The following is a 1,287-nucleotide window of genomic DNA, read 5'->3' on the forward strand; positions in this document are numbered from 1 at the left end:
GCGGTGGACGTGCTGGACGCGGCCGAGCGCCACAAGGTCCTGGAGGAGTGGAACGACACGGCACGCGAGGTGCCGGACGTGCTGGTGCCGGAGTTGATCGCGCGACGCGCGGTCGAGGCGCCCGATGCGGTGGCGGTGGTCGCGGACGGCGTCGAGCTGTCGTACGCGGAACTCGAAACGCGAGCCAACCAGTTGGCGCACGCTCTGCTCGCTCGCGGCGTGACGGCCGAGTCCGCGGTCGGCCTGTGCCTGCCGCGCGGCGCCGAGATGGTGATATCGATCCTGGCGGTGTGGAAGGCAGGCGCGGCTTACGTGCCACTCGACCCCGAACACCCCGACGACCGCCTCGCCTTCATGCTCTCCGAGGCCGGCGCCGAGATCGTCGTCGCCCCGAGTGGGGCGGCCACCTCTATGGGCGCCGCCCAGGTGGTGACTCTGAAAGACGCAGAGCGGGCCACTGCGCCCACACAGGCACCGGAAGTCCTCATACGGCGTGAGCAAGCCGCTTATGTCATCTACACCTCAGGCTCGACTGGCCGGCCCAAAGGCGTGCAGGCGACGCACGGGGGCCTGGCGAACCTGGTGAGCGCGCTGACGCCGGTGCTGGGCGCGCGCCCCGGTGTCCCGGTCCTGCAGTTCGCGTCGTTCAGCTTCGATGCGTCCGTGCTGGATGTCGCCGTGAGCCTGGCCGCGGGAGCCACGCTGGTCGTGGCGGGTGCCGCCGAGCGCGCGGACACAAGGCAGTTGGTCCGGCTGGTGCGCGAGACCGGTGTGCGGTCCGCCAGCGTCGTACCGTCGCTGCTGGCGGTGCTGGACCCGGCCGAGCTGCCGGACGTCCCGTCCCTCGTGGTCGGCGCGGAGCCGATCTCGGGGGATCAGGCGGAGGTGTGGGCGCGGGGACGTCGGCTGGTGAACACGTACGGGCCGACGGAGGCGACGGTCATGGTGACGACCGGGGTGGTGGAGCCCGGGTGCGGTCCGGCGGTGCCGATGGGCGCGCCGATCGCCAACACCCGCCTGTACGTGCTCGACGACCATCTCGCACCGGTCCCCGTCGGCGTCCCCGGCGATCTCTACATCGCGGGTGCGCAGGTGGCGCGTGGGTATGTCGGCCGGCCGGCCTTGACTGCGGAGCGGTTCGTGGCGTGCCCGTTCCAGTCGGGCGAGCGCATGTACCGCACTGGCGACCGGGCCCGCTGGACGCCCGACGGACAGCTGCTCTTCGCCGGGCGGGTGGACGATCAGGTGAAGATCCGGGGTTTCCGGATCGAGCCGGGTGAGGTGCAG

General features: G+C 71.8%; 1 protein-coding gene. It reads left to right on the forward strand.

Annotation, left to right across the window (positions count from 1 at the left end):
- Nucleotides 1–9 precede the first annotated feature (9 nt).
- The coding region (locus H0H10_RS02295) for a non-ribosomal peptide synthetase (RefSeq protein ID WP_188179087.1) at nt 10–1,287 on the forward strand (1,278 nt) is incomplete at its 3' end.

The organism is Streptomyces griseicoloratus (genome assembly GCF_014534645.1).
GTDB lineage: Bacteria > Actinomycetota > Actinomycetes > Streptomycetales > Streptomycetaceae > Streptomyces > Streptomyces griseicoloratus.